Origin of the sequence: Verrucosispora sp. WMMD573 (assembly GCF_027497175.1) — a bacterium.
Lineage (GTDB): Bacteria > Actinomycetota > Actinomycetes > Mycobacteriales > Micromonosporaceae > Micromonospora.
Genome location: NZ_CP114901.1, coordinates 1,909,644 through 1,931,095, shown reverse-complemented (window position 1 = coordinate 1,931,095; position 21,452 = coordinate 1,909,644). Strand labels below are relative to the sequence as shown.

General features: G+C 71.6%; 19 protein-coding genes and 1 tRNA gene. 7 read left to right on the top strand and 13 right to left on the bottom strand.

Going from position 1 to position 21,452, the window contains the following annotated elements:
* Positions 1–28: 28 nt before the first annotated feature.
* From O7601_RS08950 to O7601_RS08935, 4 genes are all read left to right on the top strand, one after another.
* A complete protein-coding gene (locus O7601_RS08950; protein WP_281565717.1) occupies positions 29–1,180 on the top strand; it encodes a histidine kinase in 1,152 nt (383 codons plus the stop codon).
* The gene (locus O7601_RS08945; RefSeq protein ID WP_281565716.1) at positions 1,177–1,782 is read left to right on the top strand and encodes a response regulator transcription factor; all 606 of its coding nucleotides are present in this window, start codon (positions 1,177–1,179) and stop codon (positions 1,780–1,782) included. The genes O7601_RS08950 and O7601_RS08945 overlap by 4 nt, the downstream gene beginning before the upstream one ends.
* Before the next feature lie 29 nt (positions 1,783–1,811).
* Positions 1,812–2,204, top strand: coding sequence for a DUF4260 domain-containing protein (locus tag O7601_RS08940; RefSeq protein ID WP_281565715.1), 393 nt, complete (start codon positions 1,812–1,814; stop codon positions 2,202–2,204).
* Between the two features lie 524 nt (positions 2,205–2,728).
* Positions 2,729–3,403, top strand: coding sequence for a hypothetical protein (locus tag O7601_RS08935; protein WP_281565714.1), 675 nt, complete (start codon positions 2,729–2,731; stop codon positions 3,401–3,403).
* Positions 3,404–3,545: 142 nt separating this feature from the next.
* Here O7601_RS08935 and O7601_RS08930 read toward each other — a convergent pair.
* Positions 3,546–3,618 (bottom strand) — tRNA-Thr (locus O7601_RS08930).
* Positions 3,619–3,746: 128 nt separating this feature from the next.
* On the opposite strand from O7601_RS08930, the gene O7601_RS08925 reads away from it, so the two are divergent.
* Entirely contained in the window at positions 3,747–5,534 is a 1,788-nt protein-coding gene (locus tag O7601_RS08925; protein ID WP_281565713.1) for a metallophosphoesterase, read from the top strand.
* Positions 5,535–5,641: 107 nt separating this feature from the next.
* Here the strand turns inward: O7601_RS08925 and ricT are convergent, their stop codons facing one another.
* From ricT to tmk, 6 genes are all read right to left on the bottom strand, one after another.
* Entirely contained in the window at positions 5,642–6,481 is an 840-nt protein-coding gene (gene ricT, locus O7601_RS08920; protein WP_281565712.1) for a regulatory iron-sulfur-containing complex subunit RicT, read from the bottom strand.
* Positions 6,482–6,892: 411 nt separating this feature from the next.
* The gene (locus O7601_RS08915; RefSeq protein WP_281565711.1) at positions 6,893–7,597 is read right to left on the bottom strand and encodes a hypothetical protein; all 705 of its coding nucleotides are present in this window, start codon (positions 7,595–7,597) and stop codon (positions 6,893–6,895) included.
* Positions 7,597–7,902: a type VII secretion target gene (locus O7601_RS08910; protein WP_281565710.1), complete on the bottom strand. Its 306-nt coding sequence runs from the start codon at positions 7,900–7,902 to the stop codon at positions 7,597–7,599. Before O7601_RS08910 ends, O7601_RS08915 begins: the two co-directional genes overlap by 1 nt.
* Position 7,903: 1 nt before the next feature.
* Complete coding sequence (locus tag O7601_RS08905) at positions 7,904–8,233, bottom strand: YbaB/EbfC family nucleoid-associated protein (RefSeq protein WP_281565709.1); 330 nt, start codon at positions 8,231–8,233, stop codon at positions 7,904–7,906.
* A gap of 144 nt (positions 8,234–8,377) precedes the next feature.
* The gene (locus tag O7601_RS08900; RefSeq protein WP_281565708.1) at positions 8,378–9,592 is read right to left on the bottom strand and encodes a DNA polymerase III subunit delta'; all 1,215 of its coding nucleotides are present in this window, start codon (positions 9,590–9,592) and stop codon (positions 8,378–8,380) included.
* A complete protein-coding gene (gene tmk, locus O7601_RS08895) occupies positions 9,592–11,688 on the bottom strand; it encodes a dTMP kinase (protein WP_281566854.1) in 2,097 nt (698 codons plus the stop codon). Before tmk ends, O7601_RS08900 begins: the two co-directional genes overlap by 1 nt.
* 382 nt (positions 11,689–12,070) lie before the next feature.
* Between tmk and O7601_RS08890 the strand changes: the two genes are divergently transcribed.
* A complete protein-coding gene (locus O7601_RS08890) occupies positions 12,071–13,279 on the top strand; it encodes an amino acid deaminase/aldolase (protein ID WP_281565707.1) in 1,209 nt (402 codons plus the stop codon).
* Positions 13,280–13,419: 140 nt separating this feature from the next.
* Here the strand turns inward: O7601_RS08890 and O7601_RS08885 are convergent, their stop codons facing one another.
* The gene (locus O7601_RS08885) at positions 13,420–14,073 is read right to left on the bottom strand and encodes a TetR family transcriptional regulator (RefSeq protein ID WP_281566853.1); all 654 of its coding nucleotides are present in this window, start codon (positions 14,071–14,073) and stop codon (positions 13,420–13,422) included.
* A 224-nt stretch (positions 14,074–14,297) separates the two neighbouring features.
* Between O7601_RS08885 and O7601_RS08880 the strand changes: the two genes are divergently transcribed.
* A complete protein-coding gene (locus O7601_RS08880; RefSeq protein ID WP_281565706.1) occupies positions 14,298–15,614 on the top strand; it encodes a D-arabinono-1,4-lactone oxidase in 1,317 nt (438 codons plus the stop codon).
* A gap of 64 nt (positions 15,615–15,678) precedes the next feature.
* Here O7601_RS08880 and O7601_RS08875 read toward each other — a convergent pair whose 3' ends face one another.
* The 5 genes from O7601_RS08875 to O7601_RS08855 form a co-directional block, all read right to left on the bottom strand.
* A complete protein-coding gene (locus tag O7601_RS08875) occupies positions 15,679–16,326 on the bottom strand; it encodes a DUF559 domain-containing protein (RefSeq protein ID WP_281565705.1) in 648 nt (215 codons plus the stop codon).
* A 28-nt stretch (positions 16,327–16,354) separates the two neighbouring features.
* Positions 16,355–16,558, bottom strand: coding sequence for a hypothetical protein (locus O7601_RS08870; protein ID WP_281565704.1), 204 nt, complete (start codon positions 16,556–16,558; stop codon positions 16,355–16,357).
* A 442-nt stretch (positions 16,559–17,000) separates the two neighbouring features.
* A complete protein-coding gene (gene topA / locus O7601_RS08865) occupies positions 17,001–19,793 on the bottom strand; it encodes a type I DNA topoisomerase (protein WP_281565703.1) in 2,793 nt (930 codons plus the stop codon).
* 302 nt (positions 19,794–20,095) lie between these two features.
* A complete protein-coding gene (locus O7601_RS08860) occupies positions 20,096–20,860 on the bottom strand; it encodes a hypothetical protein (RefSeq protein ID WP_281565702.1) in 765 nt (254 codons plus the stop codon).
* Positions 20,851–21,393, bottom strand: a complete 543-nt coding sequence (locus O7601_RS08855; RefSeq protein ID WP_281565701.1) for a hypothetical protein — start codon at positions 21,391–21,393, stop codon at positions 20,851–20,853. The genes O7601_RS08860 and O7601_RS08855 overlap by 10 nt, the downstream gene beginning before the upstream one ends.
* Positions 21,394–21,452: the final 59 nt, after the last annotated feature.

Genomic DNA, 21,452 nt, shown 5'->3' with positions numbered 1-21,452 from the left:
CCGGTCAGGACGTGGGAATACTGGCTGGGTGACCGCGAGATCGCCGGCCTTCACCAAGACGACGCAGAGGCGGCTGCGCCGGATCAATCTCCTCACGTCACTTCCACCGGTCGTGTTCGCCGCGGTGGTGCTCCTGGCCACCGACGCGCACACCTGGTGGCATTTCATCGTCCTGGCCCCCGGTGCCGTGGCAGCGGTGGTGGCCTTCGAACGCTGGACGGCGGACGACCTCGCCCGGGTCGCCCTGCCCTGCACGATCGTCGGGGCTGTGGTGTGGCCGCTCGGGGTGCTGCTGACCGGCAGCCCCAACGCCTACTGGGGGGTCTGCGCCGTGGGGTCCCTCGCCCTCCGCCAGGTACGCCTCCGGGCCCCGGCAGCGGTCGGGCTGTTCAGCTACGTCGCCGCCGTCGGCGCGATGCGATTCCTGGTCGAGCAGGACGACGTCCGCGGCGTCCTGATCACCTATGTCCTCGTCCCGACGGTCCTCACCATCCTGGTGACCGTCCTGACGATCGTCGGCGAGCGCTTCTACGACCTCATCCGGGAGTTGGACCACGCCCGGGAGCGGGAGGCGGAGCTCGCGGTCATCCGCGAACGCGTCCGCTTCGCCAGCGATCTGCACGACATCCAGGGCCACACCCTGCACGTGGTCAAGCTGAAGATCGCGCTGGCCCGGAAACTGGTGCTCAGCGACACCGACCGAGCCGAGAAGGAGCTGCGGGAGACGTACGCTCTGGTGAGCGACACCATCACCCAGACCAAGGAACTGGCGTACGCCCAGCGCCGACTCAACCTCTCGGCGGAACTCGAGAACGCGAAGAACCTGTTCGAGGCGGCGGGCATCCGGGTCCGGGTGACCCGGGAGGCCGAGGTGGATCCACGCAGCAGCGAACTGCTCGGCCAGGTCCTGCGCGAGACCACCACGAACATCCTGCGACATGCACAGGCCACCCAGGTGCAGATCACGCTCTCCGAAGCCGGCATCTCGATCGTCAACGACGGCGTGAGCGGCGATACGCTGCCCGAGCTCAGAGGGCTGTCCAACCTCCGGCAACGGCTGGCAGCCGACGGCGGTGAGCTGGCCGTACGACAGCAGGACGGGCGCTTCCTGACCGCCGCGAGGTTCCCGGCCGCCCGTGCCGATGCTGCCACCGGCGGCGCTGCGGAGGATCACCGATGACCATCACCATCGTGCTCGCTGACGACGAGGCCCTACTGCGCAAGGCGCTGGCGGCGCTACTGCCGCTCGAAGGCGACATCGACATCGTCGCCGAGGCGACAAACGGCGAGACCGCCGTCGAGGCCACCCTGCGGCACCGGCCCGACGTGCTGGTCATCGACCTGGAGATGCCCGGCACGGACGGCCTCGGCGCCATCACCCAGATCCGCCGCGTCCGACCGGAGCAGGTGGTCCTCATGCTGACCCGACATGCCCGGCCCGGCGTGCTGCGCAAGGCGCTGAAGCTCGGCGTCCAGGGTTTCGTCAGCAAGTCGGCCGAGCCGGCCCACATCGCCTCGGTCATCACCGACCTGCACGCGGGCAGACGGTGGATCGACCCCGACGTCTCCGCGCTCGCCATCGTCGACGACTGCCCACTCACCGAGCGGGAACTCGACGTGCTGCGGGTGACGAGCGAGGGCTACTCGGTCGCCGACATCGCCGCCCGGCTCCACCTCGCCCAGGGCACGGTACGCAACTACCTGTCCAACGCCATGCAGAAGACCCAGACCCACACCCGCCACGAGGCCGCGCGTTACGCCCGCGAGCACGACTGGCTGTGACCCCTGAACCGCCAGCTTGGAGATGTCGGATGTTGAACCCGGTCCAGACACAGCGCATCGAGGGCGTCGTGGTGGCAGCCTTCGCCATCGTGGTGACCATCGCCGTCGGGTACGCGTGGTGGTGGCTGCTCGCCCTCTTCCTGATCTTCGACATGTCGATGGTCGGCTATCTGCGCGGCCCGCACGTGGGCGCCTTCTGCTACAACCTGGTGCACTCCTACGCGCTGCCGGCGCTGCTCGGCGCGGTCGCGGTGGCCCTCGCCGCATTCCGGGAGCCGATCGACTGGCTCGGCGTCCTCGCCATCGCGTGGGTGTTCCACATCGCCGTCGACCGCGCACTCGGCTACGGCCTCAAGACGACCGAGGGCTTCGAGCACACCCACCTCGGTCCAATCGGGAAGCGACGCCGCAGCGCGCAATGATGGCCATCTAGCGGATTGTTCAGCAGGTCGTTGGCGACCCACCACGAAGTCGCCGCGGCGACGCCGGCCTGCACCGCCGTCAACAGACTGAGCCTCAGTCCCAGCGCCCGCTCCTGCGCGGCGTTGCGCCCCGAACGGTGGGCCGCTTCCACGGCAACGGCAACCGGGCCATTCGAGGGCCCGGTATCCTGCCGCCGCTCTGTAGCAAGGATCAGCGCGACCTAGTGGCAGGCTGTCCGGAATCCGACTGTTGGCGGTTGCCACGGCTCGACATCATGAGAGGCATGTCGATCCCCGGCGATGGTCGTGACCATCCGAAGGAGAGCCGCCCAGCCGATCACAGAGCCGCTGAAGCGCCCGGTGGCGACGGCGAGATAAGCCCCTACCAGGGCGGCTCGGTTAGACCGTCGGAGCCGCCCCACCCGCCTGCGGCTGTCCCGCCTGCGCGGCCGCCGGTCGTACTGGAGGCGCGGATGCCACCCCGGCCACCGGGCCGACTGGCCACCACCTGGTCTCATCCACTGGTGATCGCTGCGGTCCTGCTGCTGATCCTGCTGTTGATCGTGGCGCTGGCCTGGGCGCTGTCGCGAACGCCGGAGACCCTCGACGGCGCTGGGGGCGAGGAGACCAGCTCCACCCCGTCGTCGAGCGCCTCGTCCGTGGCGCTTCCGACGCCATCGATCAGTAGCGACCCCGCGCCGACATCCGCGTCCGAATCACCGATTGGCGACGAGGCACCCACGGGGAGCACGTCGGGCCTGCCGGTGTTCGGCACCTCGAACGTGCCGGCCCGCTCGAACGGTGTGGTACGGCTCGACCTCAACGGCTACGGGATCGAGGTCGACTCGGCCGGCCAATGGGCATCCGCTCGCAACCGCGGCGGAGACCCCGATGGCGAGGACAGCGACATCACCTTCACCGACAGCGGAGTCGCAGGTCGGGAAGGCATTCAATTTGCGCTCCTGGCCGGTGTCGAGCGGCCGAATTTCGACACGTGCAAGGCCCAACGGGGGTGGACTCCTTCGCTCACGTGGAACGAGGCGAAGCGCGGCGCTTTCGTGTGCATAAGAACGAGTGAGGGCCGCCGAGGGCTCATGCGAATCGACGAGGCTCCCGACCTGGATGCGGGAAATGCCGGGGACACCGAACCCAGCACGCAGGTCACGGGCATACTGTGGACGCCGATCGTGGACGAATGACCGCGTTCGCCGCAGCCTCCCAGCTCTCACTGTGGTGCCTGCCCGAGGCCGCGGGGCGGGTGGCGGCGACCGACACTTCCGGCGACATCATCGGCCTCGGGAAACGGCGAAGCCCAGGTCGGTGACCTGGGCTTACGTGCCGAGCCGCCTGACGGAATCGAACCGTCGACCTACGCATTACGAGTGCGTCGCTCTGCCGACTGAGCTAAGGCGGCAACGGTGGTCAAGTGTACGGCACGCGCCGCTCCGGGGCCGAGCGGGATTGCTGCCGGGTCGAACGAACCGGGCACCGGGGGCGTTTCCGGGGTCGTCGGGCCAGCCGGGCCGCACTACGCTGCGGCGAATGACCGACGATCACACCTCTCGCGACGAACCGGGCGATGTCGGGCCCTCGACCGGCGATCGGACGCAGCCGCAGGGGCCGTACGCCGGGGAGGCCGCCGGAGGCCGGGCGGCTCGGCGGCCTCGCAGCACCGATCCGTTGGAGTTGGGTTTCACCCCCCGTAAGCCGGTGCCGTGGCTCGCGCCGTTCCTGCTGATCAGCACCGGCCTGCGTACGCTGCTGGCGATGCTGTTCGGGGCCTACCTGGACAAGCGGGAGCTTCAGAAGGCGCTGGACGCGGAGATCTCCCGGCAGGTGGGGCCGGACGGCGGGCTCTGGCTCGACTACGTGGCCGACCTTGGTGACGGGTTCAACGCCACCTACTCGGTGGCCTACCTGCTCGCCCAGCGGGAGATCACCGTGGACGGGCACCGGCTGCCCCGGGCACAGACCCTGGTGATGGGTGGCGACCAGGTCTACCCGTCGGCGGAGTACGCGGCGTACGAGGACCGGTGCAAGGGGCCGTACCAGGCGGCACTGCCGGCCACCCCGGCGGAGCAGCCGACGATCTTCGCGGTGCCCGGCAACCACGACTGGTACGACGGGCTGACCGCGTTCCTGCGGCTGTTCGTCCGTACCCGGGACCGGCACTTCGGCGGCTGGCGTACCGGCCAGTCCCGGTCGTACTTCGCCGTCGAGTTGCCGGCCGACTGGTGGCTGCTCGGTCTCGACGACCAGTCCGGCTCGTACGTCGACGACCCGCAGCTCACCTACTTCGACGCGGTCGCGAAGCGACTCGGACCGCAGAGCCGGGTGATCATGGCGGTGCCGGCTCCGGCCTGGGTGAAGGCCGTCGACCAGCCCACCGCGTACGACTCGATCGACTACTTCATCCGGACCATCGTCGCGCCCACCGGCGCTCAGGTCCGGCTGCTGATCTCCGGCGACCTGCACCACTACGCGCGGTACACCGGTCCGGACGGGCGGCAGCTGGTCACCTCCGGCAGCGGCGGCGCCTACCTGTACCCGACGCACAAGCTCCCCGAGCGCCTTGAGGTGCCACCGCCCGACACCCTGGCCCGCCGGTCCAGCCCGACCCGGGCGTACGAGTTGGCGGGCCGCTACCCCGACGCGGCCCGCTCCCGCCGGTACGGCTGGGGGATCTTCGCCCGGCTGCCGCGCCGCAACCCGGGCTTCTCGACGTTGCTGGGCGTGCTGCAAACCCTGCTGATGCTCTCCATGGCCGGTGTGACCGACTTCCGGTCCGAGGCCTCCGAGCAGCGGCTGTTCAGCGTGCCGCTGGTGATGATGGTGCTGGTGACGGTGCTCGCGGCGGCGATGTTCGCCAAACCGCCCAGTTCCAGCGGCAAGCGGCACGCCCGACACTGGATCCTCGGCGTCGGGCACGGGTTGGCACACGTCGGGCTGGCCGCCGCCGGCACCTGGGCCTGGCTCGCGCTACCGTTCCACGACTGGTCCTGGCCGCTGCCTGCGGTCGCGGCGGCAGTGGTCTACCTGCCGGTGATCGGGCTGGTGGCCAGCCAGTTGGTGGCCGCCTACCTGCTGCTCGCGAGCGCGTTCGGGGTGAACGTCAACGAGCTGTTCGCCGGGCAGGGCATCGAGGACGCCAAGGGCTTCGTCAGGATGCGCATCGATCCCGACGGCACCCTCACCCTCTACCCGATCGCCATCGACCGCGTAGCCCGCGACTGGCGCGTAAACCCCCACGACTCCCCCGACTCCTCCTGGCTAACCCCCACCACCCCGCTGACCCCCCGCCTAGCCGAACCCCCCACCACCCTCACCTAACCCCGCCCACCCACCCAACCCACGCTGTTGATCATGAGGTTAGCGGCAACTCTGGAGATCGAAACTGCCGCTAACCTCATGATCAACGCATAAAGCCAGAAGAGGTGTCAGGGGATGTGGGTTTGGTCGTGGGCGCGGCGGGAGCCGCAGACGTCGGCGCGGGAGCACCTGGAGCGGGAGCCGTCGGCGTCCAGGCGGACGGTGACCGCGTCTCTCGGGACGCTGTGACCGACGACGCGGCCCTCGCCCTCCGGGGTGGTGACGCGGGTGCCGATCGCCGGGGCGGATTCGGCGAAGTTGGCGTAGAGGGGATGTTCGTACTTGAGGCAGCACATCAGCCGACCGCACGCGCCGGAGATGCGCAGCGGGTTGAGGGGAAGATCCTGGTCCTTGGCCATCCGGATGGTGACCGGCTCGAAGTCGTTCAGAAAGGTGGCGCAGCACAGATCCCGCCCGCAGGAGCCGATGCCACCCTGCACCCGGGCCGAATCGCGGGCTGACAGTTGGCGCAGTTCCACCCGACAGTGCAGGGTCGCGCCGAGATCGCGGACCAGGGAGCGGAAGTCCACCCGGTGCGGGGCGGTGAAGTAGATCGTGCTGCGCTCACCGCTGCCCTCGCCGTTGCCGAGCACGTGGTCGACCGCCACCACCTTCATCGGCAGGCCGTGCTCGCGGATCAGCCGTTTGGCCGCGACCTTCGCTTCGGCCTTACGCCGCCGCAGTTCCTCGTCGCGGCGCAGGTCCTCCTCCTGGGCCAGCCCTGCCAGCCGGGGAAAACCCGCCGTGTCGTCGGTGACCCACTGCGCCGCCCACACGCACTCCGCCACCTCGGGGCCGTCGTCGGTGGGCACCAGCACCTTGTCGCCCACCTGCGGACTCAGCTCGCCGGGGTCGAGGTAGTAGAGACGCCCGTACCGCTGGAAGCTGACCGCGCAGAGCATGCCCATCCCCTCACCCTACGTCGCGCGGGCGGGAACGCGCCGGGTCGATCGGCGGCGGCGTTCCGCCAGGGCCCGCGCCGCCGCACGCCGTGCCCCCATCCACGATTGTCGACTCGACCGATCCCCATCCCGACCGCAGGTACGACGATGCCGCCCGGACGGCTGAAACCTGCGTCACGGGCGGGACAAGACCGGGCCGAACGCGTTGTGGAGAGCAGACCTGCGGGGGGTGCAGGGAAGGTCACGGCGTCGCTGACGGACCACCCGCAAGGGTGCCCGCGAGCGGCGCCGTGCACCCTGCGGAGTGCGGGCCGACGGATGTCCCGGGCCCAGGCGAAGCGCGAGCGCAGGAATCGGCGACGGTGTTGGCGGACGCCCGACGACGACCGGAGCGATGACCGGACGGTCTCGCCGGCCTCACCAGCCGACCCGGGTCGTCCGGCCGCCAGCCGGGCCACCACCGGCGTCCGGGCGGAACCGCCCGCCTCCCGGCCGCCACGGCGACTCGGCCAGGCTTGGTGACCACTGCCGCAACAGGGTCTCCGCGCCGTCGTACGCGACGCAGAGCACCGCCAGCACCCGGGCGCCGATCTCGGCGGCGGCCACTCCAACCGACCCGGACGCTCCGGAGTCCGGCGCCCCGCGGCGTACCGAGGTGGCGGCGACGACGGCCACCGCCTCGGCCGAGCCGATCGCCTCGGCCAGTGCTCGGGCCACGGCGAGCCGGCTGCCTTCCACCCAGTCGGCGAGCGCGTCGGCGTAGCCGGCGGTGGCTTCCAGCCGCCCGACCAGGCTCTCGGGGCCCTCGTCAAGATGCCGCAGGAGCGCCGCGCGGGACTGGCCGTACGCCATGGCGGCCGAGCCGGACCAGAGCAACGGGTCGGTCAGCGCGGCGCAGGCGTGGTCGTAGCCGTGCACGTGCCGGCGCACGGCGTGCCCCGCGGTGGCCAGCGGCCCCGGCCGCAGGTCGAGGAAGCCGCGCATCGCGTCACCGGGCAGCACCTGCATCCGGCGCAGCAAGGGCCAGACCCGGTGCCCCTCGGGAGCGCCCGCCGCGAGCAGCGTGTCGACCCGCCCGAGCAGGTCGAGGCCGGGCTCGGCGAGCCGGTCCAGGAGATCCATCACGCCTCACCGGCGAGCCTGCGGGCAACTGCGGAATCGGTGTCGGAGTAGCGCTCAGCGGCTTCGCGCAGCGCGGCGGCCACGGACGCCACCTGCGTGGCAGCGGTGTGCGCCTCCCGGGCGCGATCACCGGTGGCGGCCACCCACTGCCGGTGCAGCGCCCGACCGATCTCGCCCGGTCGGCCGGGTGCGTCGGCGCCGAACGCCACCTGCGCCGGATCCCCGGCGGTGACCGATCGGGAGAGCGCGGTGAGCGTCGCGCTCGCCTCGTCGAGGCGGCCAGCCAGGATGCGAAGGCTGTCCATCTCAGGCCCCTGTCAGCGGTCGGTACGCGGTGAAGGTCTCGTTGTGCAGCTTTTCCCTCGCCCACTCGGCAGCGTCGGCGGCGGCGGCGACCGCGGCTCGCACCGAGTCGGCGACGTCGCGCGGTGCCCGGGCGTGCAGGGGGCCGAGAAACCGCACGTCGGTGATCCGGCCGCCGGCGGTGACCACCACCTCGACCAGGCCGTCCGGGGAGCGGACGGTGACTTCGACAGTTGCCACAGCCTGGTCGAACTCGGCCTGGAGGGACTCGATGCGGCGGTAGCGCCGGACCGCCTCCTCTATCCATGCCTCGTCGATCTCACCCCGCGGCATCGCCGGACTCCTCCCGGTTTCATCACTGTGCGTGCCGTCACCGTCACCACGGCACACCGGACCGTACCGCACGCGAATTGCGCCTGTCGATGGCTGTGGGCAACGGTCCGGCTACAGGCGGCCGGGGACGCCGAGCGGCGGCGGTCAGCCCTTCCACAGGGCGAGCATCATCGCCTCGACGGCGATCCGGGGCTTGACGTTGGCCTCGATCGCGGCGCGACAGGTGAGCACCGCCTCCAGGCGGCGCAGCGTCCCCTCCGCCCGCCAGCTACGGGCACCGGCCTCGGCCAGCTCGGCGGTGTCGGAGTGCACCGGCGACACCGGCGCACCCAGCGCCAGGGTCAACGCGTCCCGGTAGAAGGCGGCGAGGTCCACCAGAGCCCGGTCCAGCGCGTCCCGCTGAGCCCGGGTCGCCCGTGACTTCTGGCGTCGTTCCAGGTCCTTGAGCTGCCCGGCGGCTCCCCGGGCGGCGCCGGCCGCGCCCCGACCGGTGCCGCCGGCGCCGAGCGCCGTCTCCAGCGCCGCACGCTCCGCGGTATCGATCTCCGCGACCGACGCCTCGGCCTCGGCCTCAGCGGCCTCGATCAGCGCGGACGCCGCGTCGAAGGCGGCACCGACCCCGGTGAGCCGACGCGGCACCGCAAGCACCGCCTCCCGCCGGGCACGAGCCTGTGGATCACGCGCCAACCGGCGGGCCCGCCCGACATGGCCCTGCGTGGCGGCGGCCGTCCAGCGGGCCACGTCGGGGGCGATCCCGTCCCGACGGACGAGCACGTCGGCCACCGCCTCGGCCGCCGGCTGTCGCAACGGCACCACCCGGCACCGCGACCGGATGGTCACCGAGATGTCGTCCGGGTGGGTGGACGGCGCGCAGAGCAGGAAGACCGTACGCGGTGGGGGTTCCTCCACCGCCTTGAGCAGTGCGTTGCCGGCCGCCTCGGTCAGCCGGTCGGCGTCTTCGATGATGACTACCTGCCAGCGCCCACCGGACGGCGTACTTGCCGCGCGCAGCACCAGCGCCCGCATCTCGTTGACCCCGATGGAGAGCCCTTCGGGCACCACCAGCCGGACGTCGGCGTGGGTGCCGGCGAGGGTGGTGTGGCAGCCGGGGCACTCGCCGCAGCCGGTGCCGTGCACGCACTGCAACGCGGCGGCGAAGGCCCGTGCCGCGACCGATCGGCCCGAACCGGGCGGTCCGGTGAAGATCCAGGCGTGGGTCATACCTCCGCCCGGGTCAGCGCCGAGGGCCGCCTCGGGTTCGCCGGTGGTGCGCAGCACGGCGGCGGCAGCCGCGGCGGCCCGGCGCAGCGTCTGCACCGCCTCGTCCTGCCCGACCAGATCGGCGAAGGCGTCCGGCATCAGGTCCGCTCCGTCGTCACCAGCTCCGACGGGGATAACTCGGGCTGCACCGAGGTGTCCGGACCCTGCGCCCGGCCCGGGTGATCGACCCCGTCGGCGTTGCCGAGCAGGTCCTCCACCCGGCGGGCGACCCGCTCGGCGATTTCCTCGACCGAGCGGGCGGCGTCGAGCACCAGGTAACGCTTCGGGTCGGCGGCAGCGAGATCGAGGAAGGCGTACCGGACCCGGTCGTGGAAGGTGATCGACTCGGCCTCCAGACGGTCGGCGCTCTCCGCGCGCGCGGCGACCCGGGACAGCCCGGTACGCGGATCGACGTCGAGCAGCACGACCAGATCGGGCTTGAGCCCGCCGGTGGCCCAGGAGGAGAGCCAGGACACCTCGTCGACCGGCAGCGTCCGGCCGGCACCCTGGTAGGCCAGGGACGAGTCGACGTACCGGTCGCTGATCACGACGGCGCCCCGGGTCAGGGCGGGCCGGACCACGGTGGCCACATGATGCGCCCGGTCGGCGGCGTAGAGCAGCGCCTCGGCGCGCGGTGAGGGCGCCTCGTCGGTCGCGGTGTCCAGCACCAGTGACCGGATCCGGGCGCCGACGCCGGTGGCGCCCGGTTCCCGGGTGACCACCACGTCCCGTCCCTGGCCGCGCAGCAGCTCGGCCAGCTTGCCGAGCTGGGTCGATTTGCCGGCGCCCTCGCCGCCCTCGAAGACCACGAAGAGTCCGGCGGAGACGAACGGCTCGGCCGGCATCAGCGGACGGCCCCGGATCGACCCCCACAGGTCGGCCAGGACCGGCACGCCCTTCTTGTCGTCCATCTGCCCGAAGGCGCTGATCCCGGCGAAGATTCCGGCCGCGCCGGCAGCGAGCAGCAGCAGGCGGGTGGAGGAGACGGAGATGCCGAGGTCGGCGATGGTGAGCGTGCGGGAACCACCGACACCGGCCAGCAAACTTCCGAGCGCGATCGCCAGGATCAGCACGAGCCGGGTACCGATCTGCACCACGGCGAAGACCCGGCCGCGTACCTCGTCGGCGACCTCGCCGCCGAGCAGGGTGGTGCCGGAGAGGAAGGCCATCCCGGCGCCGGCCCCGACGAAGACCGCGCCGACAAGCGCCATGGACAGGTGGATGGCGAAGGCCAGGGTCATCACCGAGGCGCTGGCCAGCACGATGCTCATGCCGAACCAGCGACGCCGGGACATTTCCCGCACGATCATCGGCCCGAGCCCGATGCCGATCGCCAGGCCGATGAAGATCGCGCCGAACAGCAGGTAGAACGCCGCGTCGCCGGCACCGAGCGAGTCGGCGAAGAACCGGGCCGTGCCGATGACGATGCCGCCCCCGGCGAAGGCGCCGAGGATGCCGAGGACCAGCCCGCGCACCAGCGGGGTCTGGCCGATGAACCGCCAGCCCTCGGTGAACTGGCGCATCATGCTCTGCTCGGTGCGCTCCTGCTCGTCGGTCTGACCCTGGCTGATCTCCTTGATGCCGAAGGCCACCACGACGGCGGTGGCGAGCCGGGAGAACGCGTTGAACCAGAGCGCGAGTTGGGCCGGCTGGGCCCAGTCCGGCATCTCGCCGCCGGTGGCACCCCGGACGATGCCGTCGAGCGCGGAGAGCACGATCGCGGCGAAGACCGGGGTCAGGCCATACGTGGTGATCAGGGTGAGCTGGTTGGCCGACTCCAGCCGGGCCCGTGGGATCAGGTTCGGTACCGCGGCTTCCTTGGCCGGGATCCAGAGCAGGGTGACCGTCTCGATCAGGAAGGTGGCGATCGCCGCCCAACTGACCACCCGCGCGCCGCTGGCGCCGGTCAGCGCGTAGAGCGGGATGGAGGCGAAGAGCACGAACCGCAGCAGGTCGCAGATGACCATCGTCCAGCGCCTGTCGAACCGGTCGGCGAGCACTCCGGCGACCGGGCCGAGCAGCAGGGCGGGTAACAGCCGAATGGCGATCACGCCACCGAAGGCCGCGCCCTTGGCGGTGCTCCCCTCCACCTGGGCGGCGGCGAAGACGCTTGTGGCGAGCAGGCCGAGCCAGTCACCGAAGGAGGCTGCGCCGAGCACGATCCAGAGCCGCCGGAACGGCCGGATGCGCAGCACCGAGCGGATCGCACCGTACCCGGTCAGGTCGGGTTGGCCGCCGGGGCCGCCCGACGGGCTCTGCGTCCCCGCCTTGCCGGACTGGTTCGTGGCACCGCCGGGCTGGCCGGTCGCGCCGGTGGGCTGCCCGGCCGTGCCGGCAGGTTGGTCCGTGGACGGCGACACGCCGGACGACTCGCCGTTGAACTCGCTTTCGATGGCCGTACCTCCACGTGCCGGCCCATCGCTGGGCACCCCCGGTGGAACACTCTAGACCCGGTAAGGACGTCCTCCCGTCCTGCACCGCCTGCTCGCCGAGCCTAGGCCGCCGTGGCCAGCCCGACCCAGGCAACGCGGACGCGAGGGTATTTCGCATTCACCGTTTCACAGTTAGCGTGCACACGTGGCCACCGACAGCGAGAATCTGCGCCACCGGCTGGACCGGGCGACCGCACACCTCGACCCGCCGTACGCGGTGGTCGACCTCGACGCCTTCGACGCCAACGCCGCCGCCCTCGTCGGCCTGGCCGACGGCAAGCCGTTGCGGGTCGCCAGCAAGTCGGTGCGCAGCCGCGAGCTGATCGCCCGCACGCTGGCCCGGCCGGGCTGGCCGGCGGTGCTGGCATTCACCCTGCCCGAGGCGATCTGGCTGGTTCGCAGCGGGACCAGCGCCGACGTGCTGGTGGCGTACCCCACCGTCGACCGAGGCGCGCTCACCGAACTCGGTGCCGATCCGGTGCTGGCCGGAGCGATCACCCTGATGGTCGACGACCCGGATCAACTGGACTTCTGCGACGCGGTGTCGCCCCCGGGATGCCGCTCCGAGCTGCGCATCTGCTTGGACCTGGACGCCTCGTGGCGGCTGCTCGGCGGGCGGCTGCACGTCGGCGTCCGCCGGTCACCCGTGCACAGCGCCCGGGCGGCCGGCCGGCTGGCCGCCACCGTCGCTCGCCGGCCGGGCTTCCGCCTGGTCGGGCTGATGTCGTACGAGGCGCAGATCGCCGGCCTGGGCGACGCACCGCCCGGGCGGGCGACGCTCGGCGCCGCGATCCGGTTGGCCCAACGCGGTTCGTACCGCGAGCTGCTGGTCCGCCGGAGCGCGGCGGTGGCCGCCGTACGCGAGCACGCCGACCTGGAGTTCGTAAATGGCGGCGGCACCGGCAGCGTGGCCGCGACCCGCGCCGACCCCGCGGTGACCGAGATCACCGCGGGATCGGGCCTGTACGGGCCGACGCTGTTCGACGCCTACCGCGCCTGGCGTCCCACCCCGGCGGCCTTCTTCGCCTGCGGGGTGGTCCGACGCCCGACGCCCGACCTGGCCACTGTGCTGGGCGGTGGCTGGATCGCCTCCGGCTCGGCCGACCGCAGTCGGCTACCCCGCCCGTGGTTGCCCGCCGGGCTCAGCCTGCTCGGCACCGAGGGTGCCGGCGAGGTGCAGACCCCGCTGACCGGCACACCCGCCGCCCACCTGCGCATCGGCGACCGGGTCTGGTTCCGGCACGCGAAGTCGGGCGAGCTGTGTGAACGGGTCAACGAGCTGCACCTGGTCGACGGCGACCAGGTGGTGGCCACCGTGCCGACCTACCGGGGCGAGGGTCGGGCCTTCCTCTGACCATCCGGTCGGTGACCGTTCCCGCCCCCGGGTCGGTCGGCCCCGGGTCGGTCGGCCCGGCTTGGCTTGGCGGCCCGGCTTGGCGGCCCGGCTGGTCGGCCCGGCTGGTCGGCCTGGCTTGGCGGTCCGGCTGGTCGGTGTCAGGCGGGTTGGGCCGCCGGCTGCACGGGCTCGGCGTCGACGACGATCTGGTCGTCGGCCGGCTTCGCCGGCTGCCCCACCGGCCGGCGACCGGCGTCACCCCGAGCGTTGACCTGCCGGTGCAGGTACTCCCGGATCAGCGCCTTCGCCTCGGTCAGCACCCGGTCGTCCCCGTCCGGCTTGCGCCGGAACGCCAGCTTGATCAGGGCGTCGGCCGCTTCGACCGCGATCTCCAGATGGAAACGCAGGTCCGGCACGTCAGCCAGCCCGAACCGCTCGGTGAGCACCCGGGCCAGCTGGTCGGCGATCACCCCGTTGTTGTCCCGCTGCTCATCGAGCAGATGCAGGTCGACCACGTCGCCGAAGTGCAGGGTACGGAACCCGGGAACGGTGCGGTGCATCGTGATGTATTCATCGATCCCCGCGTCGACTCCGTCCCACCAGTGGGTCAGGTCGTCCGAGGCGAAGCGTTCATCGAGCCGCTGGAGGTAGGACTCCATCGTGCGCAGCGTCAGCGCCTGCACGATCGCCCGCTTGTCCGGAAAGAACTGGTAGACCGACCCGATCGCCACCTCGGCCCGCTCGGCGAGCAGGGTGGTGGTCAGTCCCTCGTACCCCACCTCGTCGACGAGTTCGGCGCAGGCGTCCAGCATCCGCTGGACCCGCGCGACACTACGACCCTGCACTGGCACTCGACGCAGTGGCCCGGTCGTGGCGGCTGAAGTGGACACTCGCCACCCCCTCTCGACGGATGAACATATCTGCACGTCACGAGTCCGTGACTACCGGTACAACGAGCGGACCTCGATTGCGGTGTTTACCAGGGACAACGTTCCTGATATGAATTCGGTTCATATTCATCTTGAGGAGCGGGCCCATGGCCGAGAGCACCGCCGCCGAGACCGCCGCCTGGTCGAACTGGGCGGGCAACCAACGCGCCGTGGCCAGCGCCGTGCTACGGCCATCCTCGGTCGACGAGGCCGCCGAGCAGATTCGACGTGCCGCCGAAACCGGTGAGCGGATCCGCCCGGTCGGTAGCGGCCACTCCTTCACCCCCGTCGCGGTCAGCGACGGGCAGCGGATGGACCTGACCCGACTCGCCATCGACGTACGTGTGGACGTCGATCGACGCCTCGTCACCGTACCGGCCGCGATGACGCTACGGGGGGTCAACGCGCTACTCGCCGGTCACCGACTGGCTCTGCCCAACCTCGGTGACATCGACGCACAGACCGTGGCCGGCGCCATCGCCACCGGCACCCACGGCACGGGTGCGGCCCACGGTGGCCTGGCCACCTTCGTCGAGGCGCTGACCCTGGTCACCGGCGCCGGGGAGGTGCTGCACTGTTCCGCCGAGTCGCATCCTGAGGTGTTCGACGCCGCCCGGGTCTCGCTCGGCGCGCTCGGCGTACTGGTCGAGGTGACGCTGCGCTGTGTGGACGCCTTCGTCCTGCTGGCTCACGAACGACCGGCGTCGCTGGACACCGTGCTCGCGCAGCTGCCCGGCCTGGTCGACGCGCACGATCACCTGGAGTTCTTCTGGTTCCCCTACACCGACCGGGTGCAGCTCAAGACCAACGACCGGGTACCCGTGGACGACCGCCCGCTGTCCCGCTGGCGCGGTTGGCTGGACGACTACTTCCTGGCCAACACCGTCTTCGCCGGCGCCTGCCGGCTCAGCCGCGCCGTGCCGGGCCTGGCACCGGGCATCAGCGCGATCTCCGCGCGGGCGCTCAGCGAGCGCCGCTACACCGGCCGCTCCGACGCCGTCTTCTGCAGCCCGCGCCGGGTCCGCTTCCTGGAGATGGAGTACGCGCTGCCACGGGAGGCGCTGCCCGAGGCGCTGGCGGCGGTGCGTCGCATCATCGGCGGGTTGCCGTTCAAGGTGCTCTTTCCGGTCGAGGTTCGCTTCAGCGCGGGGGACGGCATCTGGCTGTCACCCGCCCACGGCCGGGATTCGGCGTACCTCGCCCTGCACCAGTACGTCGGCATGCCCTACGAGCCGTACTTCCGGGCCTTCGAGGAGGTGGCGACCGGGCTGGGCGGTCGACCGCACTGGGGCAAGCTGCACTGGCGCGACGCCGCCTCGCTCGCCACCGCCTATCCCCGCTGGCCCGACTTCCGGCGCATCCGCGCCCACCTCGACCCCCACCACACCTTCACCACCCCCTACCTGGCCAGCCTCCTCGGGTGAACCACCGCGAATCATGGTCCGAATCCGCCCCTCAGGGGGCGCTGTCGTACCAAGATCTGCATGGTCACGGGCACCAACCCGCCGTCGTGAGGGCGGCGCGGAGTTGGGTGATGACCTGGCTGGGTGCGTGGCGGATCGCCCACGCCGGGAAGCGGAGTACCCGGTCACCGCGCTGCCACAGGTCGTTCTGCCGTCGCATGTCCGCCCAGGCGGTAGCCGGGTCCAGGTGCTGACCGCCGTCGATCTCCACGAGCACCCGCCACTCCTCGAAGAGTGCGTCCAGGTAGCGGCGCCGGCCGGCAGCATCCCGCCGAACCACCTGCCGAGTCGGCTCGGGCAGCCCGGCGCGCCGGACGAGGGCGAGGGCGAGGGCGAGGAAATCCAACTCCGGCAGGGAATGAGCACCACCCGCCGCATCGACGGTGGTCCGTCGGATCAGGGCGCGCCGCCGGGCGCGGGGCAGCCGATCGAGTACCTTCCGCACATCGTCGCCGCCGACGAGGCGCTGCTGAAAGCCGGCCGCGATGATGGCACACGCGTCCTGGTCGCTGGCCGCCCACTGCGCCGCGTCCACTATCGAACGGGCGGGCATCGTCCGGCGCGGCAGCCCGACATCGAGGATGTCCTCGGCGGTCAGGATGGTGGTGCGGTGCACCCGGACGCTGGGCGGCAGCGAACGCGGCCGGCGCCCGGCCGGTATCAGCAGATGCACGATTCCGTCGCCAGGTCTGCGCAGGACCTCACGCCCGCGCGGCGCTCAGCCCGCCGAGCACCGCCGCCGGGCCGACCGACAGGACGGCGATCCACGGCAGTTGCTCAGGTGTCACCGGCCCGTTGTGTGTCACATAAACGGCCCGGTGCACCTGCCGCCAGCGTCCGGAGGCCACCCGGTGCCGGATGGCCTTCGGCGACAGGTGCAGCCGGGCCTGATCGAGGCTGAGCACCTGCTCCTGGTGGAACAGCAGCCAGGTCAGCTCGTCCGCGTCGTCCCGCGGTAGGGCCGGTCCCCAGCCCCGGAACGCCGCCCCCCGATCACGCCCCCAAGCCTCTCGCCGACCCGCCCCCGGATCACGCCCCCAAGTACTCCGCCGACCCGCCCCCGGATCACGCTCCCAAGCGTCTCGCCGGCCCACCCTTTGGCCCGGTCCGCGGCGGGTCTCCTCCCGCCCACCAGGTGGCCGCAACTGCCCCATCCCGCGTTCTGCGGACGCACCAGCCCCGGTTCCCCATCCCACCCATCCCACATCCCGACCCGCCACATCCCGACCCGCCACACCCCCACCCTGCCCACCTCCCCTCCCCCCGCGCTGCCCCTGTGGACAACCCGAGAGATCTTGGTCCGCGAGCGCCCTCCTGCGGGCGTTTCGGGACCAAGATTCGGCGAGGTCAGTCGGTGGTGCGGGCCTTCGCCGGGGTGGACTTGGTGGCGGGGGTCTTCTTGGCGGTTGCCTTCGTGGCCTTCGTGGCGGTCGCCTTCTTCGCCGTCGCCTTCTTGGCCGGGGCCTTCTTCGCGGCGGCCTTCTTCTTCGGGGCCGGACCCTTTGCCCGCTTCTCGGCGAGCATCTCGGAGGCCTCCTCCAGGCTCAACGCCTCGGGCGTCTGGCCGCGCCGCAGTGAGGCGTTGGTCTCCCCGTCGGTGACGTACGGGCCGAACCTGCCGTCCTTGATGACCAGGGGCTTCTCGGTCAGCGGGTCGTTGCCCATCTCCCGCAGCGGCGGGGCGGCGGCCCGCCGCTGGCGGGTCTTCGGTGCGGCCAGCAATGCCAGGGCCTCGTCCAGCGTGACGGTGAACATCTTGTCTTCCGAGTCCAGCGAGCGGAACTCGTCGCCACGCTTGACGTACGGGCCGTAGCGGCCGTTGTTGGCGAACACCTCCACGCCGTCCGGCCCGACCCCGACCAGTCGAGGCAGGCTGAGCAGCTTGAGTGCCTGATCGAGGGTGAGCGAGTCGGGCGACTGCGAGCGCAGCAGCGACGACTTGCGCTCGCCACTGGCCACGTACGGGCCGAACCGGCCGGACTTGAGCAGGATCGGCTCCCCGGTCGCCGGGTCGTCACCCAGCTTGCGTTCGCCCCCGCCGCCGAGGAACAGCTCGTGCACCTTCTCCGGGGTCAGTTCGTCAGGTGCCAGCCCCTCCGGGATCGGCGCCCGGTCGCCCGGGGTGGTGGCCTCCTCGCCCTCCGCGGCAGGCGTGTGCTCCTCTCCGGGCACCGAGCGTTGCAGGTACGGCCCGTACCGGCCGACCCGCACCACCACCTCACGCCCGTCGTCGTCGGTGAACAGCGGGATCGAGTTGACGCTGCGCGCGTCGATCTGGCTGAGGTTCTCGGTGACCAGCTTCTTCAGCCCGCCCGCGTGCGCGATGGCCTGGTCGCCGGTGCCGTTGCTGCTGCCGAAGTAGAAAGCGGTGAGGAAGTCGACGGCGGCGTGGTCGCCACCGGCGATCTCGTCCAGCTCGTTCTCCATGCTGGCGGTGAAGTCGTAGTCGATCAGGCGCGGGTAGTGCCGCTCCATCAGCCCGATCACCGCGAAGGCCAGGAACGACGGGATCATCGCCTGGCCACGCTTGACGACGTACCCACGGTCCTGGATCGTCTGCATGATCGACGCGTACGTCGACGGGCGGCCGATGCCCAACTCCTCCAGGGCCTTCACCAGCGACGCCTCGGTGTAGCGGGCCGGCGGCTGGGTGTGGTGCCCCTGCGCGGCCAGTTGGTCGGCGGTCAGCGGCTGGTCCTTGACCAGGTTCGGCAGCCGACGCTCGGCGTCCTCGGCCTCGGCGTTCTCGTCGTCGCTGGACTCGACGTACGCCCGCAGGAAGCCCGGGTCGGTGATGGTCTTGCCGGTGGCGCCGAAGTCGGCCTCCTCGCCGCCGGTGGTGGTCGCCCGGATCCGCACCGAGACGCTGGAGCCCACGGCGTCGGTCATCTGTGAGGCGATGGTGCGCCGCCAGATCAGCTCGTAGAGCTTGAACTCCTCGGCCGACAACTCCTTGGCCACATCGCCCGGGGTGCGGAAGTTGTCCCCCGCCGGACGGATCGCCTCGTGGGCCTCCTGCGCATTCTTCACCTTGCCGGTGTAGCGACGCGGCTCCGGCGGCACGCTGCGCTCGCCGTACAGCTCGACGATCTGCCGGCGAGCCGCCGCGATGGCGGTGTCCGACAGGTTCACCGAGTCGGTACGCATGTAGGTGATGTAGCCGTTCTCGTAGAGCCGCTGCGCGGTGCGCATCGTCTGCTGCGACGAGAACCGCAACTTCCGGGCCGCCTCCTGCTGGAGGGTGGAGGTGATGAAGGGGGCGTACGGGCGGCGCCGATACGGCTTCTCCTCGACCCGGGTGACGGCGAACGGCCGCCCCGCCAGGCGGGCGGCGAGCCCTCGGGCGCCGCCCTCGTCGAGGTGGACCACGCCGGCACCGGGCCGGACCCGGCCGGTGGTCGGCTCGAAGTCCTTGCCGGTGGCGATCCGGTCGCCGTTCAGCGCGACCAGGGTGGCGTTGAAGCTGCGCGGCCCCTCGCCCGGGTTGGTCACGGCGAGGGTGGCCAGGATGTCCCAGTACTCGGCGGTGCGAAAGGCCATCCGCTGCCGTTCCCGCTCGACCACGATCCGGGTGGCCACCGACTGCACCCGGCCCGCCGAGAGCTTCGGCATGACCTTCTTCCACAGCACCGGGGAGACCTCGTAGCCGTACAGCCGGTCGAGGATGCGTCGGGCCTCCTGGGCGTCGACCAGGTCCCGGTCGATCTCCCGGGGGTTGGCCACCGCCGCCTGGATCGCCGGCCTGGTGATCTCGTGGAAGACCATCCGCCGGACCGGCACCTTGGGCTTGAGCGTCTCCACCAGGTGCCAGGCGATCGCCTCGCCCTCGCGGTCCTCGTCCGTGGCCAGGAAGATCTCGTCGACCTCCTTGGCCAGCTTGGTCAGCTTGCTGATCTGCTGCTTGCGGTCGGCGGAGACGACGTAGAGGGCGTGGAAGCCGTTGTCGACGTCGACGCCGAGCCGCGCCCACGACTCGCCCTTGTACTTCGCCGGTACGTCGGCGGCGTTGCGGGGCAGGTCACGGACGTGCCCGAAGCTGGCCTCCACGACGTACCCCGGGCCCAGGTAGCCCGAGATCGTCTTGGCCTTCGCCGGAGACTCGACGATGACCAGACGGGTGGTTCCAGCGTTGCTCGGCACGTCTGTTTCGACCTCATTCCCACTCAATGGCCGCGCCTGGCCGGCTTGGGGCGCACTCGGCCCACCGGTGCCCGGCGGTCCGGATGTCCAACGTAACGCGCCGTCCGTGTTTCGGGTTTCGCGGGCGGCGATCCGCCCCGGACGATCTGTGGTCACGCCGGACGGCGTCACCGTACACCCTGGGTAGGGTGTCGAGCGGGCCGCTGTGACCATGGCAGCCCCTCGGTGGAGGTCAAACCCGGCCGATTCTCCCTGTGTTCCCGGACACCCGGCTGTCTCAGATCGGACAGCCGCCCCGGCCGTCAGGCCCGGGTCGGCCAGGCCGAGGGCGGGCTCGCGGGCGGGCGCTCACCGACCAGCTCGGCCAGCCGCTGCGTCCCGCGACGGCCCGCGATCCGGTACGCGGGCCCGCCCGGTCCCGCCTCGACCAGTTCTCCGGTCAGCCCGGCCGTGGCCAGGGCGGCACCGACCGCGGCCCATCCCGTCGGGTCGCCGCCGAGGTGGAGCAGGAAGTCGGGCGGATCGGCCACGCCGGCCGCGGCGAGCCAGAGGCGCAGCCGCCGGCCGTCGAGCTGGAACCCCGGCGGCGGATGCTGCGTCGGGCCGCGCAGCCAGGCCGCCGCGAGCGGCACGATCGTCCGGGTGTACGCGGTCCGCACCGCGTAGCGCTGGTCCTCGGTGGGTGCCCAGCTGCTCCGGACGCCCCGCTGGGCCAGTTCAGCGATGAGCACGTGCACCCGCCACGCCGCGGCCACCACCACCGACAACCGGGCCGTGCCGCCCATCCGGTGCACCTCGCCCGGGCCGGCGAGTAGCCCGGCAAGGTCGGCCACGGAGGGCTCACCGGTCTCCGCGCCGAAGAAGACCAGTTGCCGATCGCTGCCGGTGGCGTCGGCCGGCGACGTTGTCGGGCGGTCCGGAGAGTCGTGATCGGCCGGCGGGCCGGCGGGGGCGGGCCGCCGGCCGGTTGGCCGACGAGGGCGCACCGGTGATGTCTCGTCGGGCGGTGGGAAGGACACCGGCAGCGGTTGCGCCGCCGGTGTCTCGCCGGAACCGCTCAGCGGCATTCGGGTACCTCGTCGAAGGCGCGCTTCAACTCCTCGGAGTCGAGTCGGCTGGTGTCCAGCGCGCTCGCGTCGTACTCCTGCTGGAGGGTTTCCACGGCGGCCTGGACCCCGTCGTAGAACGTGCTGGCCTCACCGGTGCCCAGGCCGTCGATGGTGGCCCGGGCCCGGCCGTAGGCGTCCCGCATCGACGCGAGCGAGGCGCGGAAGCCGGCGGAGACCTCCTCGCCGTGCTCGACCTCGGGCACTCCGGCCTGCTCCACCTTGCGCCGGGCGGTCTCGCTCGCCTGCTCTGCGCCGCCGAAGAGCCGGACCAGGTTCTCCTTGGCCTGCGCCGGGGTGGTCTGCGCGGTCATCTGCTGGTCGGTGCTGTTGGTCAGCTTGCTGATCTCGGCCCGCCAGGGGGTGAGCGCCGAACAGACCGAGGCGGCCCAGGCCCGCGGACTGGGGCCATCGGCGCCGCAGGCGACCAACATCATCAGCGTGGCCAGGACCACCGTGAACTTTCCGGCGGCTGCCGCCCGGCACGTACGCATGCGTTGCAGCGTACGGCTTCTCTCCCCGGTCGGCACCGGTCATCGGTACCGGGTCCGGA